Consider the following 18,819-nt stretch of genomic DNA (forward strand, 5'->3'; position numbering starts at 1 on the left):
TATTATTTTATAATTATAACTTTTTTTGCTTTTATTAAAATTTTGAAAGCGTGTACATAAGAATATTGTTAAATTCTGTAATATGAATAATATTGTATTTTTGAAATTAATATAATTTTTAGTAATTTGACAACATTCATTAGGTCTGTATAATTATGTAACATAAACAAAAGGAGTGTTACAGGTCATGGATTTTAAAAAAGATAGAATTAACATGGTCGATGGGCAAACAGCGAAGAAAACAGTGTTTGCTACAGGTATTGGTAACGCCATGGAATGGTTCGACTTTGGTGTCTATGCGTACACTACAGCGTATATCGGTGCGAATTTCTTTTCACCGGTACAGAACCCACAAATTCAACAAATATTTACATTTGCCGCATTAGCAATTGCGTTCCTATTACGACCAATAGGCGGGATCGTATTTGGTATTATTGGTGACAAATATGGACGTAAAGTTGTATTAACTACAACAATTATTTTAATGGCTTTATCAACATTAACGATTGGTATTTTACCAAACTATGATGCGATAGGCTTATGGGCACCAGCGCTCTTGCTACTTGCTAGAGTGTTACAAGGTTTCTCTACTGGTGGGGAATATGCAGGTGCGATGACTTACATTGCTGAAATTTCACCAGATAAAAAACGTAATAGTTTAGGTAGTGGTCTTGAAATTGGTACACTATCGGGTTATATTGCTGCTTCTATTATGATTGCATTATTAAGCTTCTTCTTAAGTGATGCACAAATGGAAGCTTGGGGTTGGAGAATTCCATTTATCTTAGGATTATTCCTTGGTTTATTTGGACTGTATTTACGTCGTAAGTTAGAAGAATCTCCAATTTATGAAAATGATGTACAAGCACCAGAACGTGACGATATAGGATTCTTTACAATTATTCGTTATTACTTTAAAGATATCTTAGTATGTTTCGTAGCAGTTGTCTTCTTCAATGTAACTAACTATACAGTGACTGCCTACTTACCGACATACTTAGGACAAATTGTTAAGATTGACCAAACGACAACAAGTGTATTAATTACTTGTGTTATGGCAATTATGATTCCATTAGCTTTATTCTTCGGTAAATTAGCAGATAAAATTGGTGAGAAGAAGGTATTCTTAATTGGTACTGGTGGTCTGACATTATTAAGTATCGTTGCGTTTAGTTTATTAAATACGCAATCATTACCATTTATTATCCTTGGTGTGTTTATTTTAGGTTTCTTCTTATCAACATATGAAGCAACAATGCCTGGTTCATTACCAACAATGTTCTATACACATATTAGATATCGAACATTGGCGGTAACGTTTAACGTTTCCGTTTCATTATTCGGAGGTACGACACCTTTAGTGAACTCATGGTTAGTTGAATCAACTGGTAATATTTACGCACCAGCGTATTATTTAACAGCAATTAGTATTATCGGCTTTATTGTGATTGCAGTTCTACATGTAAGCACTGCCGGTAAATCACTTAAAGGATCTTATCCTAATGTTGATAATAAAAAAGATTTACAATTTTATGAATCAAATCCTAAAAAAGCATTATGGTGGATTAAGACTAAGAAAAATAAAAACGCATAGTAAAATCACATAACGCATTGATGCAAACGTGCATCAATGCGTTTTATGATTTATTCAGATTGCAACGGAAAAGCACATGCCCAAAAATATAGCGTCAATGTTAGTAAAGCTTAAAGATACGCTCTAAGCTTCCAAGGGGGGACAATCCTTGTCTAACATTGACGCTATTTAAATAAGGTGAGTTTAGGAATGATTAATGACTTTTAAAGTTACTCAATAGTATTAGGGGGCATAAGAACTTTTAAGTCAATTTTGGGAATAATTCATCTGTTTGAATTCTCAATTTGGAAAACACTTTTACTGTACTTCGTGTTGTACAAATGACTTAATAACTTAGTTTCATGTTATCAAGGTCATTTTCTAGTAGAGAGAGCAATTTATAGATTTCATTCTTGTTAAACGTTTCATCAAATTTTACCGTAATTGTCTTGAAGGTTTTCGTAATGATTTCGTACATTGGGATACCATTCTCTATATTTTGCTTGTAGATAATCATGATGTGTAATTCCTCCTTTGTCTCTCTACACTTAATATAGTAAAGCAATTTTAAAATAAAAACATGAGCCCAAGGTACCAACTTTGGATACAACGTATAGCCTATCACTTTCTACGACTTAATACCTAGAATTTATAATAAGCCTAAATTAATGTGAATGACTTTAATAAAAATACCTCCTCAATAAATGATCTTAAAAAAGACTTTATTGAGGAGGTTAGTTTGAGTTAATAAAAATTAAGTGTTTACTATTATACTTCTGTTACCTCTACATCGATGTGTTCAACGCGGTTATATGCGCCGTGATCTACAGGACCTACGAAGTCGTTCATTTTCCAACCGTTTTTAATTGCTGAAGCAACAAATGCTTTCGCACTAATCACAGCTTCTTTAGGTGATTTGCCATTTGCTAGGTATGCTGTTGTAGCAGCTGCAAACGTACAACCTGCACCGTGGTTATAGCTTTGTTGGAACATGTCTGTAGTTAATTGATAGAATGTGTTGCCATCATAGTATAAGTCGTAAGATTTATCTTGATCTAATGCTTTACCACCTTTAATAATAACGTGTTGTGCACCTTGATTGAAGATGATTTCTGCTGCTTTTTTCATGTCTTCAATAGAAGTTAATTTACCTAAACCAGAAAGTTGACCAGCTTCAAATAAGTTAGGTGTGACAACAGTTGCTTTAGGTAATAAATGTTCGATCATTGCGTCAGTATTTCCTGGGTTAAGTACTTCATCTTCCCCTTTACATACCATAACAGGGTCGACTACGAAATATTGTGCACCTGATTGTTCAAATGCTTCACCAGCACGTTTAATGATTTCTTGTGTACCTAACATGCCTGTTTTAACTGCATCTGGACCAATTGAAATTACTGTTTCTAATTGTTTTTCGAATAAATCCATTGGAAGAGGTGTCACATCATGTGACCAAGTTTCTTTATCCATCGTTACAACAGCAGTTAAAGCGACCATGCCGTATGTGTCTAATTCTTGAAATGTTTTAAGGTCAGCTTGCATACCAGCGCCCGCACTTGTATCTGAACCTGCAATTGTTAATACTTTTTTTAAAGCCATGTACATTCACTCCCGACAATTTCTAATCTATGTCTAATCATAGCATGTTTATCGGACAACGTGCTAGCTTGAAGTAATGGATGAAATCAATAACTTATAAGGTGCGCATTATGTTAAAATATGGCTTGAGGTGAAAGCGATGGAATGGTCAGAAATATTTCACGATATTACGGAACGACACGATTTTACAGAGATGCATGATTTTTTAGAAAGAGAATATACGACGCAAATTGTCTACCCAGATAGAGAAAATATTTATCAAGCCTTTGATTTAACACCATTTGAAAATGTAAAAGTAGTGATATTAGGTCAAGATCCTTATCATGGTCCAAATCAAGCGCATGGTTTAGCGTTCTCGGTACAACCCAATGCTAAGTTCCCACCATCATTAAGAAATATGTACCAAGAATTAGAAGATGATATTGGATGTCACAGAACATCACCCCATTTACAAGATTGGGCACGCGAAGGCGTCTTATTACTCAACACCGTTTTAACGGTACGACAAGGCGAAGCACATTCTCATAAAGATATTGGATGGGAAACATTTACAGATGAAGTCATTCAAGCGATTTCGAAACAACGTGAGGATGTTGTGTTCATATTATGGGGGAAACCTGCACAACAGAAGATTAAATTAATTGATACATCCAAACATTATATTATTAAATCACCACATCCAAGTCCTTTATCGGCGTATCGCGGATTTTTTGGTTCTAAACCATATTCAAAGGCGAATGATTATTTAATAAGTAAAGGTAAAACACCTATAAATTGGTGTGAGAATGGGGAGGTTTAAATGAATAAAGCACAAGTAATTCAGTTGATTGAACAGGAATTAGTGCAAGCTGATGAGGCGACGAATGCGCAACAATTTGAGAAACATATGTATGCAATCCATACACTAACGTCGATCTATGCCAATGGTGACAGTAAGTCGGTGTCTTCTAAGACGCAAAGTCAAGATTTTACCAATACGGTGACGCCGTCATTTTCAAAGGTAAATCAAAGTTCCAATACATCAACGTCACAAGATAAATCTAAAGTGACAGCTGCAGAAATCGAAGCGATGGGTGGAACAGTTCCAAATACCATGAAATCGACACAGAATAATCACTTACCGTCTAATACGATGATCACGGACGATGAAATCGGTAATGGGGAATCCATATTTGATTTTTAAACTGAATAAGGAGAATGAAGAGATATGATGAAATTGTTTATAATACTAGGTGCGTTATGTACGATGATGTCAGTTGGTACTGGGGCGTTTGGTGCGCACGGACTTGAAGGTAAATTATCAGATAAATATATGTCAGTTTGGGAAAAAGCGGTAAATTATCAAATGTACCATGGATTAGGATTAATCATTATTGGCGTGATTAGCGGTACAACATCTATTAATGTGAATTGGGCAGGCTGGCTACTCTTTCTAGGTGTCGTGTTCTTTAGTGGTTCATTATATATTCTAGCTTTAACACAAATCCGCATTTTAGGAGCGATTACACCTATTGGTGGCGTATTATTTATTGCAGGTTGGCTTATGCTGATCATTTCTACATTTAAATTTGTAGGGTAAGATTTAATATGATTTAAAGCCTTTATGTGATTGAATTTAAGTAGATAAACACTTATATTGTATCAATACTATAGATTGAATAACTCACCTTTGGGGTATATAGCATACTTGAGGTGAGTTTATTTTATGAGCAAAAATAATAAAAATCAGAATATAGATCGAGGCGATTTGAAACAGAACCTCTCTGAAAAATTTGTCTGGGCGATTGCTTATGGTTCATGTATTGGTTGGGGTGCCTTCATTTTACCTGGAGATTGGATTAAGCAATCTGGGCCAATTGCGGCATCTATCGGTATCGTTATTGGTGCATTATTAATGATACTTATTGCAGTGAGTTATGGCGCTTTAGTAGAGCGATTTCCAGTTTCAGGGGGCGCCTTTGCATTTAGTTATTTAAGTTTCGGAAGATATGTTAGTTTCTTCTCGTCATGGTTTCTAACATTTGGCTATGTATGTGTGGTTGCACTTAATGCGACTGCGTTTAGTTTATTAGTGAAATTTCTACTTCCTGATTTGCTTAATAATGGGCGGTTATACACGATTGCAGGATGGGATGTTTACATAACTGAAATCATTATTGCAACAGTATTGTTACTTGTGTTTATGTTTGTAGCCATTCGTGGTGCAAGTGTATCTGGTTCATTACAATATTACTTTTGTGTAGCTATGGTCATCGTTGTTTTACTGATGTTCTTCGGCTCATTCTTTGGTAATAATTTTGATTTTAATAATTTACAACCATTAGCCAATCCAAGTACTGGATGGTTTACATCTATTATTATGATTGTGGCGGTAGCGCCATGGGCTTATGTTGGGTTTGACAACATTCCCCAAACTGCGGAGGAATTTAACTTTTCACCAAATAAGACGTTTAAATTAATTGTTTATAGTTTGCTTGCAGCGTCATTAACTTATGTCGTTATGATTTTATATACAGGTTGGTTAAGTACGAATAGTGCAAGTTTAAATGGTAATTTATGGGTGACAGGTGCAGCAACACAAACGGCCTTTGGTTACATTGGTTTAGGTGTATTAGCTATAGCGATTATTATGGGTATTTTTACAGGTTTAAATGGCTTCTTAATGAGTGCCAGTCGATTACTCTTCTCGATGGGGCGTTCTGGAATTATGCCAACTGCGTTTAGTAAATTACATTCTAAGTATAAAACGCCTTATATTGCGATTATCTTTTTAGTAGCTGTAACTTTAATTGCGCCTTGGTTAGGTCGTACGGCATTAACATGGATTGTTGATATGTCGTCAACAGGTGTATCGATTGCTTATTTTATTACATGTTTATCTGCTGCTAAGTTATTTAGCTTTAATAAAGAAAGCAATACGTATGGGCCTGTCTATAAGACATTTGCCATTTTAGGTTCGATTGTATCGTTTATCTTCCTTTTATTATTATTAGTTCCTGGTTCACCGGCGTCACTGTCAATGCCGTCTTATATTGCGTTAGGCGGATGGCTAGTGATAGGATTGATTTTCTTTGTGATTCGCTATCCTAAATTAAAGAACATAGATAGTGATGAATTAAGTCGATTAATTTTAAATCGTTCTGAAAAAGAAGTTGAGGATATGGTAGACGATACCTATAAATCATAGAGTGAAAAAACGTTCAATTTAAAAAGCGCGGGACATAAATAATATAATGAAGCTAGTTTGCAAATTCGCAGTAGCTGACTGAACTGAGAAGGCGCTTTAATCAAGCTTTTCTCAGTTCTAGTCATCCTTGCGGGGGTGGGACGACGAATTTAAAAGAATTCTGTCCCACTCCCTTCTAATATCATAAATATAATCAAAGACGTTAAATTCTTTTTCGTGTTCTTGCAAATCCAGATAATATAATTTTAGAAATTTGGTCTGCAAATAATAAGCCAAGTGCAATGGCACCTGCAATCAGTGTGACTTCAAGCATTGTATTAATCGCTTTACTAAAGTCTAATAGCACCAAGTTTTTAGTTGCATCAAATGCAAGGCCACCTGGAACAAGTGGAATGATGCCAGGTACCATGAAGATAATTGCCGGCTCTCTCTTTGTACGAGCCATATAATGACTAATTAAACCTAGTGCTAAACTACCAAAGAAACTTGAATAAATGGTATGTACATTTAACCCTTGAAAGAAGAGAATGTAAACCATCCAACCACAGGCACCTACAAACCCACATGAAAGATAGAGCTTTCTAGGTGCGTCGAAGATCACACAGAAAAATAGTGAAGCGGTATAACTAAAAATTAAGTTTAATATCCAAAACATTCATTCCCACTCCTAAACTAAAATTAATACTGAGCCAACGCCAGCGCCAATACCAAAAGCGGTGACAAGTGCTTCTAAGGATTTCGTTGTAAACATAAGCATATGGCCACCAAATAAGTCTTGTATGGCATTGGTTATAAGCACCCCGGGAACGATTGGCATAACAGAGGCGATAATTATGGTTGCGAGGTCTCCGGTAGGTAATAAGTGATGTCCCAGTACCGATATAATACCGATAACAAGCGATCCTAGAAATTCTGGAATGAATTGCGCATGTAAGCGTCTATCTAAAATTTCAACGACAAGATAGCCTAAGCCACCGGCTAATAGTGCTGTGATAACATCGATCAGTTTACCATCTTGTAAGTACAAGAAACTAATCGCGATAATAGCCGCAGCAATCCCTTTAAATAATAAGCTACTATCTCGTTTAGCAACATATATATTTTCAAGCTTTAGTTTAGCTTCTTCAAGTGTAATAGCACCTTTAGTTATTAAACGTGAAATTTCGTTTGTTTGTGAAATTTTAATGAGATTGGTATCACGTGAGTTAATTCTAAAAATTCGAGGATAAGATTCGTTGTGTAATGTAAATTGAATGACAGTATTAGTGACAAAGCTATTACTTTCAGAATAGCCAAGTTTACGCGCAATACGAGTCATCGTATCTTCAACACGTGTTCCTTCTGCACCCGATTCTAATAATATACGTCCAGCCATCATGACGACGTCTTTGATTAATTTTTCATCTGCATTTTCATGTATTTGTGTATTATCCATTTCATCACCATTCGTTAAGATGTATTCATAATTATAGTCAATCAATCTGAGATATTAAAGCTATTTAAACTTATGTTGTCATATTAAAACTACTAATTCATTTAAAGTCATACGTTTATAGTAAGTTGTTATAAACATGCGTGAAGGCATTATTGAATGTATGTCGTTAGGAGATTTACTAAAAAGTAAGTTGGCATTCAATGACTACAACGCATATGCCATTCTGCACAATGAAGACAGTATACCATTAAAGTAGTCGAGATAAATCAAAGCGTGTATATTAATCAAAATAGTATAAAGTTGCAATATTTTTAAACTGAAAACGATATAGAAACTCATTCTATAATGTTTCAAAATATTACAATTTGGTTAAATAATAATTAGTTAGCAATTTATGAGTCATATTGGGTAGCGACAATATGACCATGATTGTTAATGTTCAGAGTAGTAATTAAGTTCTCCCAAAACGCATACTACACTATAATAGCCTGAGACATCGCATGTGTCTCAGGTTGTTTTTATTGTGGACTTGTGCACGACTTTACTAGACTATAGTATTTCCCTAAATGGTCGTCGATTAAACTATGATTAGACGAATCATAGTGAATATTTCAGTTCGATATCATAATGTTAATGGGAGTATTTAAAACGGAGTTCTATCTTTAATAAATAAGAAGTTGGGAGCGGGACAGAATTCATTTGAATTCGTCGTCCCACTCCCGCAAGGATGACTAGAACTGAGAAAAGCATGATTTAAGCGCCTTCTCAGTTCAGTCAGCTACTGCGAATTTGCAAAATAGCTACATTATATTATTTATGTCTCAGCCTCAACAAGTTATACATAAACAAGTAATAAAATGACTTAACAATAGATTAAATAGCGAAGAAGTGTTCGAAATCATCTGTTGTTAAGATATGACCAATGTAGAACCCACCAAATTCACCATATCTAGCGGTTGTTTCGTCAAAACGCATTTCATATACAATCTTCTTGAATTGTAGTACATCGTCTGAGAATAGCGTTACACCCCATTCAAAGTCATCGAAACCAACTGATCCAGTGATAAATTGTTTGATTTTACCTGCATATTGTCGACCAATCATACCATGGTTATACATTAATTTTTTACGTTCTTCCATTGGTAACATATACCAGTTGTAAGTTTCGTTACGACGTTTATCCATTGGGTAAAAACAAATATATTCTGTTCTAGGTAATTCAGGATATAATCTTGCTCTAATATGTGGATTTTGATATGGATCTTCATCCGATTTACCTGCTAGATAATTACCTAATTCAATAACTGATACGTATGAGTAAGTTTGAATTAAGAAATCAGCAATACGAAGTTTATTGAATTCATTCTCAATCTCATTTAATTCTTTCATTTCCGGACGTAAATACCATAATAATATGTCGGCTTTTTGACCAGCAATATTATATAGTGCATAGTCACCGGCTTGTTGTTCTCTGGCGCTAGCTTTATCGTTAATGAATGTCTTGAATTCATCAATCATTGCTTCACGTTCGTCCTCAGGCACTAGTCTGAATGTTGCCCAATCAACAGCATAGAATAAATGAAGACTGTACCAACCATCTAAAGTTTCAGCTGCTTCACTCATGTGTATCGCTCCTTCGAAAATTGATTATTATTGTTTAATACAGACTAAATTTTATCATAAAGAGAATTAGTAAACATACTTAAATGATTACAAATTAGTGAAATGGAAATATCAATACAAATACAGTATAATTAGGTTGCAAAATATTATTATGAAATTATTTAGGAGGGCATTATGTCTAGTTTATTAGATGTATTACAAGAGAAACTTTCAGGAAAAAATGTCAAAATCGTATTACCTGAGGGTGAAGATGAGCGTGTGTTAACAGCTGCTACACAATTACAAGCAACTGACTATGTAACACCTGTCGTTTTAGGTGACTATGACAAAATTAATTTATTAGCTAAAGACAAAGGATTAGATGTTTCAGATATCGAAATTATCAATCCATCTACAAGTGAACTCAAACCAGAATTAGTTAAATCATTCGTTGAACGCCGTAAAGGTAAAGCGACTGAAGAACAAGCTGAAGAATTATTAAATAACGTTAACTATTTCGGTACAATGTTAGTTTATGCTGGTCATGCTGACGGATTAGTAAGTGGTGCTGCGCATTCAACTGGAGATACTGTTCGCCCTGCATTACAAATCATTAAAACAAAACCAGGTGTATCTAAAACTTCTGGTATCTTCTTTATGATTAAAGATGACCAACAATATGTATTTGGTGACTGTGCAATCAATCCAACATTAGAATCATCTGATTTAGCAGAAATCGCTGTTGAAAGTGCGAAATCAGCTAAAAGTTTCGGCATGGACCCACGTGTTGCGATGTTAAGTTTCTCAACTAAAGGTTCAGCTAAATCTGACGATGTTGATAAAGTTGCAAATGCAGTTAAATTAGCTCAAGAAAAAGTAGAATCTGAAGGCTTAACAGATGTTGTCATTGATGGTGAATTCCAATTTGATGCTGCCATTGTACCTTCAGTAGCAGAGAAAAAAGCACCAGGTGCTAAAATCCAAGGTAATGCAAATGTCTTTGTATTCCCAAGCTTAGAAGCTGGTAACATTGGATACAAAATTGCGCAACGTTTAGGTGGATTTGACGCAGTTGGTCCTGTATTACAAGGTTTAAACTCACCTGTTAACGACTTATCACGCGGTTGCTCAACTGAAGACGTTTATAAATTATCAATCATTACAGCTGCTCAAACATTACAATAATGGATTTAGCAAGCAAGTACTTTAATGATATTGATTGGCGCTATGTAGATCATTCATCTGGTTTAGCGCCAATGCAATCATTTGCTTTTGACGATACGTTTTCAGAAAGTGTAGGTAAAGATTTATCATGCAACGTGGTTAGAACGTGGATCCACCAACATACAGTTATTCTTGGTATCCATGATTCTCGCTTGCCATTTCTTAAAGATGGTATTCGATATTTAACGGATGACATTGGTTATAATGCCATTGTGAGAAACTCAGGTGGCCTTGGCGTTGTGTTAGATCAGGGTGTGTTAAATATTTCTCTTATTTTCAAAGGTCAAACTGAAACGACCATTGATGAAGCATTTACAGTGATGTACTTATTGATTTGTAAAATGTTCGAAAATGAAAATGTAGAGATTGATACACGTGAAATTGAGCATTCATACTGCCCAGGTAAATTCGACTTAAGCATAGACGGTAAAAAGTTTGCCGGTATTTCACAACGACGTGTTCGAGGTGGTATTGCAGTTCAAATATACCTTTGCGTTGAAGGTTCAGGTTCAGAACGTGCAGAAATGATGCGAGTCTTTTATGAACATGCGCTAAAAGGTGAAGTAACTAAATTTAAATATCCAGATATTCAACCTGAATGTATGGCATCACTTGAAACACTCCTTGGACGAGACATTAAAGTGCAAGATGTGATGTTTCAACTATTGCATGCGATTAAAGATTTAGGTGGTAATCTGAATATGGATCCCATCACAGAAGATGAATGGTCACGTTATGAAGGTTATTTCGACAGAATGATAGATCGTAATGAGAAGATGAATCGTTCAATAGAAGAAAATTAAGCGTGAAACAACTTTTAAAATAAAAAATTTGATACAGTTAAAGGAGACTTTCTATTACTTTTATATAGTTTAGAAAGTCTCCTTTTCATTTGAATAAATGTAAAGTTTAGTGGAATTATATATCAAATTTATTATAAATTGCTATATTCCTATTACTTTTTATAGTAATATAGTTTAGGTGGATTAATATAAAAACAATGTATATTGCGTGTCATCATCATGCGCAGAGAGTGGGTTCAAACCGCGGAATGGATCTAGCAATCGTAAACCATTGACATAGCAGTATGTTAGAGATTTTAAATTTTAGGGTATAATTATTTTTAAGTTTTAAAGTAAATAATTTGAGTCTATTTTTAATCAGTTTGCAACAAACGCAAAAATGAATTTAGACGAAGACAAATGTCATTAAAGATAAATTTACGTATATATACATCGATAAAAATCGATAAATCAAACACCAAGTTACTTAAGCATACATAGAGTTGGCAGATTAAGGATATATGCATGATACGTATGTCCACTGATCTCGAAAATAATTTTTCAGAAAGAATATTAAAGGTGAGATATCATGGTACAACGTGGCTATGGGGAGTCTAACGGCAAAATAATATTAATCGGGGAGCATGCAGTCACATTCGGTGAACCTGCAATTGCGATTCCGTTCACTTCAGGAAAAGTAAAAGTCTTAATTGAAAGTTTAGAAAAAGGGAATTACTCAGCAATTCAAAGTGATGTCTATGATGGACCACTTTATGATGCGCCAGAACATTTGAAATCGTTAATAGGGCATTTCGTTGAAAATAAAAAGGTAGAAGAGCCGTTATTAATTAAAATTCAAGCTAATTTACCCCCATCTAGAGGGTTAGGTTCAAGTGCAGCAGTTGCTGTAGCTTTCATAAGAGCAAGCTATGATTATTTAGGCTTACCATTAACGGATAAAGAATTATTAGAAAATGCAGACTGGGCAGAACGTATTGCACACGGTAAACCAAGCGGTATAGACACAAAGACGATTGTGACAAATCAACCTGTTTGGTATCAAAAAGGTGAAGTTGAAATATTAAAGACATTAGATTTAGATGGCTATATGGTTGTTATCGATACAGGTGTCAAAGGTTCAACTAAGCAAGCAGTTGAAGATGTCCATCAATTATGTGATAACGACAAAAATTACATGCAAATTGTTGAACATATTGGATCTTTAGTGTATTCAGCAAGTGAAGCCATTGAGCATCATAGTTTTGATCAATTAGCAACAATCTTTAATCAATGTCAAGATGACTTAAGAACATTAACAGTAAGTCACGATAAAATTGAAATGTTTCTTCGTTTAGGAGAAGAAAATGGATCGGTCGCTGGCAAGTTAACAGGTGGCGGTCGAGGTGGCAGTATGCTTATCTTAGCTAAAGAATTGCAAACAGCTAAGCGTATTGTCGCTGCCGTTGAAAAAGCTGGTGCACAACATACATGGATTGAGAAGTTAGGAGGATAAACCATTGAAAAAGAGTGGTAAAGCACGCGCACATACGAATATTGCACTGATTAAATATTGGGGTAAAGCAGATGAAGCATTAATTATTCCAATGAATAATAGTTTGTCAGTTACACTAGACCGTTTCTACACTGAAACGCGTGTTACATTTGACGACACATTGACTGAAGATCAGTTAATCCTAAACGGGGAAACTGTAAACGCTAAAGAAAGCGCTAAGATTCAACGTTATATGGACATGGTTCGTAAAGAAGCAGGTATTTCAGAACATGCACTTATTGAAAGTGAGAATTTTGTTCCGACAGCTGCAGGATTAGCGTCTTCAGCGAGTGCGTATGCTGCATTAGCTGGTGCGTGTAATGAAGCTCTACAATTAGGTTTGTCTGATAAAGACCTTTCACGTTTAGCGCGTCGTGGTTCTGGTTCAGCATCGCGAAGTATTTATGGCGGATTTGCTGAATGGGAAAAAGGGCATGATGATGAAACGTCTTATGCACACCGTGTTGAATCCGACAATTGGGAAAACGAATTGGCTATGATTTTTGTAGTCATTAATAATAAATCTAAAAAAGTATCTAGTCGCTCGGGCATGTCATTGACACGTGATACGTCTCGCTTTTATCAATATTGGTTAGATCATGTTGAACCAGATTTGAAAGAGACAAAAGCGGCAATTAGTCAAAAAGATTTCAAGCGTATGGGTGAAGTGATAGAAGCCAATGGTTTACGTATGCACGCTACAAATTTAGGTGCACAACCGCCATTTACATATTTAGTACAAGAAAGTTACGATGCAATGCGCATCGTTCAGGAATGTAGGGAAGCGGGTTTACCATGTTACTTTACAATGGACGCGGGACCTAATGTCAAAGTGTTGATCGAGAAGAAAAATCAACAAGCCATCGTAGATAAATTTTTACAAGCATTTGATCAATCAAAAATCATCACAAGTGATATTACACAATCAGGAGTCGAAATAATTAAGTAAGGAAGAGATATAATGATTCAGGTGAAAGCACCAGGAAAGCTTTATGTAGCAGGCGAATATGCAGTGACTGAGCCGGGATATAAGTCTGTCTTAATTGCGGTCGATCGATTTGTGACTGCTACGATTGAAGCTTCAAATGAGGTAACAGGTACGATTCACTCAAAGACACTACATTATGAGCCTGTAACGTTTAATCGCAATGAAGATAAAATAGATATCTCTGATGCCAATGCTGCGAGTCAATTGAAATATGTTGTAACTGCGATTGAAGTTTTTGAACAATATGCAAGAAGTTGCAATATTGAATTAAAGCACTTTCATTTAGAAATTGACAGTAACTTAGATGATGCTTCAGGTAATAAGTATGGGCTTGGTTCGAGTGCAGCTGTCTTAGTATCTGTTGTTAAGGCTTTAAATGAGTTTTACGATATGCAATTGTCTAATTTATATATTTATAAATTGGCGGTCATTTCTAACATGCGACTACAAAGTTTAAGTTCATGTGGTGATATAGCTGTCAGCGTGTATAGTGGATGGCTAGCTTATAGTACGTTTGACCATGATTGGGTTAAACAACAGATGGAAGAAACTTCAGTTAATGAAGTACTAGAAAAGAATTGGCCGGGACTTCATATTGAACCACTACAGGCACCAGAAAATATGGAAGTGTTAATCGGGTGGACAGGTTCACCTGCATCATCACCATATTTAGTTAGTGAAGTCAAACGCTTGAAATCAGACCCTTCTTTCTACGGAAGATTCCTTGATCAATCGCATGCGTGTGTTGAAAACTTAATTTATGCCTTTAAAACGAATAACATTAAAGGTGTTCAAAAGATGATACGACAAAATCGCATGATTATTCAACAAATGGATAATGAGGCGACGGTTGATATCGAAACTGAAAATTTAAAATTATTATGTGATATTGGAGAACGTTATGGCGCTGCTGCTAAGACATCAGGAGCTGGCGGTGGTGACTGTGGTATCGCAATTATCGATAATCGTATCGATAAAAATCGTATTTATGATGAATGGGCATCTCACGGTATTAAACCGTTGAAATTTAGAATTTATCATGGACAATAATCATATTCGCACGTAAACGAGTGGGACTAAATTCAAATGTTGAATCAATGTCTTGCTCTTTTTTAATGAAAGTGCGCATGACTTTTAATGATTTGCTTGAATTTTTTAGTAAAAGGAGTAAAATAATTAGAGTTAAATTTATTGATGCGTATGTAAAACTTTTTAAAAAATTTATATAGCAATGACAATATAGAAAGGTAGGTGGCAAGGTGAAAAATAAATTCTTAATTTGTGATGAATGTCAGGCGGTTAATATTAAAACGTTGAAGAGAAAACTAGAGAAGTTAGATCCAGAAGCAGAAATTGAAATTGGTTGCCAATCTTATTGTGGTCCTGGACGTCGAAAAACGTTTGCTTTTGTCAATAATCGTCCACTTGCTGCGCTTACTGAAGACGAACTATTAGAAAAAGTCACAGCCCAGCTTAAAAAACCAAGAGATCCGGAAGAAGAAGAGCGTCTAAGAAAACGTAATGAAGAACGTAAACGTCGTAAAGAAGAACAAGACCGCAAGCTAAAAGAAAAATTAGCTAAACGTAAAGCGAATAAATAATTAAATGTTAGTATAAATTAAGCTATGAATGTATTCTAATCTGAATATTGTCGTAGCTTTTTTAATGTTAAAAAAAGCGGGAGTGGGACAGAATTCTTTTTAAATTCGTTGTCCCACCCCCGCAAGGGTGACTAGAACTGAGAAAAGCTTGAATTAAGCGATTGCTCAGTTCAGTCAGCNNTATATTATTTTTGTCCCGGACGCTTAATTAGGTTTAATCCTATGACATTACAACAACGTTAGTTGCTTGTTCGCCACGCTGACCTTCAGTAATATCGAAGTCAACTTTTTGACCTTCTTCTAAAGTTTTGTAACCTTCACCAGCGATACCGCTGAAGTGTACGAATACGTCGTTACCATCTTCTCTTTCGATGAAACCAAAACCTTTTTCTGCGTTAAACCATTTTACTGTACCGTTATTCATATAGAATACCTCCATGTGCTTTTGCACGAATATTTGTAACAAATTCATTTATAAAAAAGAGAGTATTCTAGACAAACACACTACATTTAAATTCACGAGCTTTTATTACGTTAGATTAACTATAACTGTTATTCATTAATAAGTAAAGCTTTTTATTTTTAAAAATATTGATAAGTTGAAATTATATCTCTCCATGCACTAATATGACAACGTTTTGGCACATAAAAAATATTTTAAATATTAAATAAATCATTAAATGATTCGACGATAGTTGGGTGCGTATAAATCGTATCTCTCAATGTTTGATAAGGAATATGCTGATCGATAGCTAATTTAATTAAGTTGATAATTTCTTCAGATTCTTTACCGTAAAGGGTAGCACCTAAAATCATATCGTTATCTTTGTTTATAACTACTTTGAAAATTCCACGCGCATCATTATTAATCTTATGTCTTGGAATTTGAGAGACAAGTAATGTATTTTCTATATAATTATAGCCTTGAGACTGTGCTTCTTTAGCCGTTAAACCAACTCGAGATAATGGTGGGTCAATAAAGACAGAGTAAGGGATTGTACCACGGTTCCCCGTTGTTCGCGAACGATCTCCAAATAATTCAGACTGCAGTATTCGAAAATCATCTAGCGAGATATACGTAAATTGTAGTCCACCTTTGACATCTCCTGCTGCATAAATGTGGGCAACTGATGTCTGTAAATGCGCGTTCACTTTAATTTCACCACGTTCGCCAAGTTCAATATCAGTGTGTTCAAGTGCTAAGTCAGTGTTAGGTACACGTCCTGTCGCTAACAGTACGGCATCAGCTGAGAAATTACCTTGAGTAGTTACAACTGTTGTGTGATTGCCCTCATTTTTAAATGCTTGTGTTTCTACATTTGTAATAAACGAAATGCCTTTATCTTCTAAATCTTTAAGTGCATAGGCAACCACGTCTTGATCTTCTCGTGGCATGATTTGTGAACCATATTCTAAAACAGTAACTTTAGTACCAAAATTTGCAAACATTGAAGCAAATTCTAAAGCGATATAGCCACCGCCAATAATTACTAAATGTTTCGGTTGATATGAAATATTTAATAATCCACGTGAATCATATAAATGTTGTGCGGTCTCTATCCCTTTGATAGCAGGAATATTTGATTTCGCACCAGTATTAATAATAATCTTATCTGCTGTTAATGTCTGAGCAATAGTACCATCTTCGCTTACAAGATTGACTTCAGTATTTGATTTAAATTGAGCTTTGTAAGTGAATACATCAATATTTGCATCATTTGCTAAGTTATCATAATTTTTCTTATTTAATGCGCGAACTACGTCTTTTTTTCTTGAAAAGGCAGAACCAAAATCTGTACCGTCAATACCATCATGCACGAGAACTTTAGAAGGTATACAGCCGTGATTGCTCAATTGTGCATACTTCCGTACTAAATTAATAAAAAATTATTTGGTTTATTTTCAACGAATGCTTACGGCTAGTTGGTGGTCCGTCATCTATAATATAGTCGAATTCAATTGACTTAATCGCCATTTGTACAAATTCGGCTTTATCCTCAAGCGTGGATACATTCCACATTTCTAAAAGTAATTTTTTATATTTTTTAACACCTTCAATATCAAACTGTTTTTCTACTTTGTTTTTAGTTTGACTTTCATATTCTTTAATAGCCTCGTCAGTTTCTTTAATTAAATCAAACAGCTCATCTTCCTGCATTAACCCGTTCGCATATAACTTATGATACCTTTTGCGTTGTTCCATAACTTTGTGGATATCAACAGTTATTTCAGGCTCACTTTGTTTTTCTTCAATTTCATATTTCTCTAAATTTAGATTGAGTAAGTAGTCATAAAATACTCGTAATACCTCCCGTTCTTTTATATAAACTGGTTTTAAGTTAGGCATTATTTTACAATTATTACAGTAATAATTTTTATGCGTTGTATAGCCATTTTGTGTTTTCTTTCGATTGGTATTCATCGTTAATTTAGCGCCACATGTTGGGCATGTGAGTTTACCTCTAAACACAGATGTGTGAGCAACCACTTTTGTATTCACACGTTCATTCAGTCTATCTTTAATTTTATTGTACATTTCTTCAGTAATAATAGGCTCGTGGTTATTCTCTAAATAAACTCCGCCCCACTCAAAATGACCGCGTGTAAACGGACTTCTCAATGCTCGTGTGATTGACCTATCTTCCCACTTTCTGTTGTTTGGTGGCGGGATATCTGAATTATTCAACTTACGTGCTATTGATTTAGCACTCTTACCTTTTAACGCCTCCTCATAAGCAAATAGCACTACTTTTTTATACTCGTTAGGTACAAATTTATTATCTACACGATCATAATAAAACGGTGGAGTAGTGAGCATGATACCTTTTTTAAGTGCTGCAAGTTTACCCATTTGTGTACGTTCTCTAATTGTCTCACGTTCCCATTCAGCCATCGCACCTACTAATGTGACAAACAGTCGTCCCATTGCAGTTGTGGTATCGTATACTTCGGTTGCACTCCTAAATGCAACATCATTATTCTCGAATACTTCTAGCAAGTCGAGTAAATCTCTAACTGAACGTGTAAGTCTATCCAGTTTATAAACTAAGATTAAATCAAAGTGTTTAATATCATTTAACAATCGCTTTAATTCCGGTCGGTCACGTTTAGCACCAGAGAAACCAGCGTCTACATACACATCTTTAACGTTCCAATCGTTGATATCACAATACGAACGTAATTTACGTTCTTGCTCCTCAATAGAATAGCCGTGTTCTTTTTGTTCTAGTGTACTGACACGGCAATATATTGCTACGTTCATTAAATCACCTCAAA

18 protein-coding genes and 1 pseudogene are annotated in these 18,819 nt (G+C 35.1%); 11 read left to right on the forward strand and 8 right to left on the reverse strand.

All coding sequences use genetic code 11. The features are described 5' to 3' along the window. Window positions 1–187: 187 nt before the first annotated feature. On the forward strand, window positions 188–1,594 hold the full coding sequence (locus KA909_RS09435; RefSeq protein ID WP_070854321.1) for an MFS transporter: 1,407 nt from the start codon (window positions 188–190) through the stop codon (window positions 1,592–1,594). A 325-nt stretch (window positions 1,595–1,919) separates the two neighbouring features. Here KA909_RS09435 and vraX read toward each other — a convergent pair whose 3' ends face one another. Both vraX and thiD read right to left on the reverse strand, forming a co-directional pair. Then, window positions 1,920–2,090, reverse strand: coding sequence for a C1q-binding complement inhibitor VraX (vraX, locus tag KA909_RS09440; RefSeq protein ID WP_046309718.1), 171 nt, complete (start codon window positions 2,088–2,090; stop codon window positions 1,920–1,922). 251 nt (window positions 2,091–2,341) lie between these two features. Beyond that, the gene (gene thiD / locus KA909_RS09445; RefSeq protein WP_193839705.1) at window positions 2,342–3,172 is read right to left on the reverse strand and encodes a bifunctional hydroxymethylpyrimidine kinase/phosphomethylpyrimidine kinase; all 831 of its coding nucleotides are present in this window, start codon (window positions 3,170–3,172) and stop codon (window positions 2,342–2,344) included. Window positions 3,173–3,311: 139 nt separating this feature from the next. On the opposite strand from thiD, the gene KA909_RS09450 reads away from it, so the two are divergent. The 4 genes from KA909_RS09450 (at window position 3,312) to KA909_RS09465 (ending at window position 6,359) form a co-directional block, all read left to right on the forward strand. Then, the gene (locus KA909_RS09450; RefSeq protein ID WP_210130127.1) at window positions 3,312–3,971 is read left to right on the forward strand and encodes a uracil-DNA glycosylase; all 660 of its coding nucleotides are present in this window, start codon (window positions 3,312–3,314) and stop codon (window positions 3,969–3,971) included. After that, a complete protein-coding gene (locus tag KA909_RS09455) occupies window positions 3,972–4,355 on the forward strand; it encodes a DUF5327 family protein (protein WP_193839704.1) in 384 nt (127 codons plus the stop codon). Window positions 4,356–4,382: 27 nt separating this feature from the next. After that, on the forward strand, window positions 4,383–4,751 hold the full coding sequence (locus KA909_RS09460; RefSeq protein ID WP_161632370.1) for a DUF423 domain-containing protein: 369 nt from the start codon (window positions 4,383–4,385) through the stop codon (window positions 4,749–4,751). A 126-nt stretch (window positions 4,752–4,877) separates the two neighbouring features. Next, window positions 4,878–6,359 carry an APC family permease gene (locus KA909_RS09465; protein WP_053031380.1) on the forward strand — a complete coding sequence of 494 codons (1,482 nt, stop codon included), beginning with the start codon at window positions 4,878–4,880 and terminating at the stop codon, window positions 6,357–6,359. 202 nt (window positions 6,360–6,561) lie between these two features. On the opposite strand, the gene KA909_RS09470 is transcribed toward KA909_RS09465, so the two are convergent. From KA909_RS09470 to hemQ, 3 genes are all read right to left on the reverse strand, one after another. Further along, window positions 6,562–7,014: a threonine/serine exporter family protein gene (locus tag KA909_RS09470; RefSeq protein WP_053031382.1), complete on the reverse strand. Its 453-nt coding sequence runs from the start codon at window positions 7,012–7,014 to the stop codon at window positions 6,562–6,564. 12 nt (window positions 7,015–7,026) lie between these two features. Beyond that, on the reverse strand, window positions 7,027–7,794 hold the full coding sequence (locus KA909_RS09475) for a threonine/serine exporter family protein (protein ID WP_053031384.1): 768 nt from the start codon (window positions 7,792–7,794) through the stop codon (window positions 7,027–7,029). A gap of 873 nt (window positions 7,795–8,667) precedes the next feature. Further along, window positions 8,668–9,417: a hydrogen peroxide-dependent heme synthase gene (hemQ, locus tag KA909_RS09480; RefSeq protein WP_210130128.1), complete on the reverse strand. Its 750-nt coding sequence runs from the start codon at window positions 9,415–9,417 to the stop codon at window positions 8,668–8,670. 174 nt (window positions 9,418–9,591) lie between these two features. Here hemQ and pta point away from each other — a divergent pair, with 174 nt between their 5' ends. From pta to KA909_RS09510, 6 genes are all read left to right on the forward strand, one after another. Then, window positions 9,592–10,581 (forward strand): phosphate acetyltransferase, encoded by a 990-nt coding sequence (pta, locus tag KA909_RS09485; protein WP_053031388.1) that lies wholly within the window; start codon window positions 9,592–9,594, stop codon window positions 10,579–10,581. Continuing rightward, a complete protein-coding gene (locus tag KA909_RS09490; protein ID WP_193839702.1) occupies window positions 10,581–11,423 on the forward strand; it encodes a lipoate--protein ligase family protein in 843 nt (280 codons plus the stop codon). The genes pta and KA909_RS09490 overlap by 1 nt, the downstream gene beginning before the upstream one ends. A 568-nt stretch (window positions 11,424–11,991) precedes the next feature. After that, entirely contained in the window at window positions 11,992–12,915 is a 924-nt protein-coding gene (gene mvk / locus KA909_RS09495; protein WP_053031392.1) for a mevalonate kinase, read from the forward strand. Window positions 12,916–12,919: 4 nt separating this feature from the next. Then, the gene (gene mvaD, locus KA909_RS09500) at window positions 12,920–13,903 is read left to right on the forward strand and encodes a diphosphomevalonate decarboxylase (RefSeq protein ID WP_075109119.1); all 984 of its coding nucleotides are present in this window, start codon (window positions 12,920–12,922) and stop codon (window positions 13,901–13,903) included. 12 nt (window positions 13,904–13,915) lie between these two features. Then, window positions 13,916–14,992 (forward strand): phosphomevalonate kinase, encoded by a 1,077-nt coding sequence (locus KA909_RS09505; protein ID WP_210130129.1) that lies wholly within the window; start codon window positions 13,916–13,918, stop codon window positions 14,990–14,992. 209 nt (window positions 14,993–15,201) lie between these two features. After that, window positions 15,202–15,543: a YuzB family protein gene (locus KA909_RS09510; protein ID WP_070854315.1), complete on the forward strand. Its 342-nt coding sequence runs from the start codon at window positions 15,202–15,204 to the stop codon at window positions 15,541–15,543. Window positions 15,544–15,763: 220 nt separating this feature from the next. Here the strand turns inward: KA909_RS09510 and KA909_RS09515 are convergent, their stop codons facing one another. From KA909_RS09515 to KA909_RS09525, 3 genes and pseudogenes are all read right to left on the reverse strand, one after another. Next, window positions 15,764–15,967: a cold-shock protein gene (locus tag KA909_RS09515; RefSeq protein ID WP_053031400.1), complete on the reverse strand. Its 204-nt coding sequence runs from the start codon at window positions 15,965–15,967 to the stop codon at window positions 15,764–15,766. Window positions 15,968–16,200: 233 nt separating this feature from the next. Beyond that, window positions 16,201–17,391, reverse strand: a pseudogene (merA, locus tag KA909_RS09520) (hypothiocyanous acid reductase MerA); the annotation flags it as partial. 28 nt (window positions 17,392–17,419) lie between these two features. Continuing rightward, a complete protein-coding gene (locus KA909_RS09525; RefSeq protein WP_210130130.1) occupies window positions 17,420–18,805 on the reverse strand; it encodes a recombinase family protein in 1,386 nt (461 codons plus the stop codon). Between the last annotated feature and the right edge of the window lie 14 nt (window positions 18,806–18,819).

Source organism: Staphylococcus sp. GDX8P54P (assembly GCF_017893165.1).
Taxonomy (GTDB): Bacteria; Bacillota; Bacilli; order Staphylococcales; family Staphylococcaceae; genus Staphylococcus; species Staphylococcus borealis.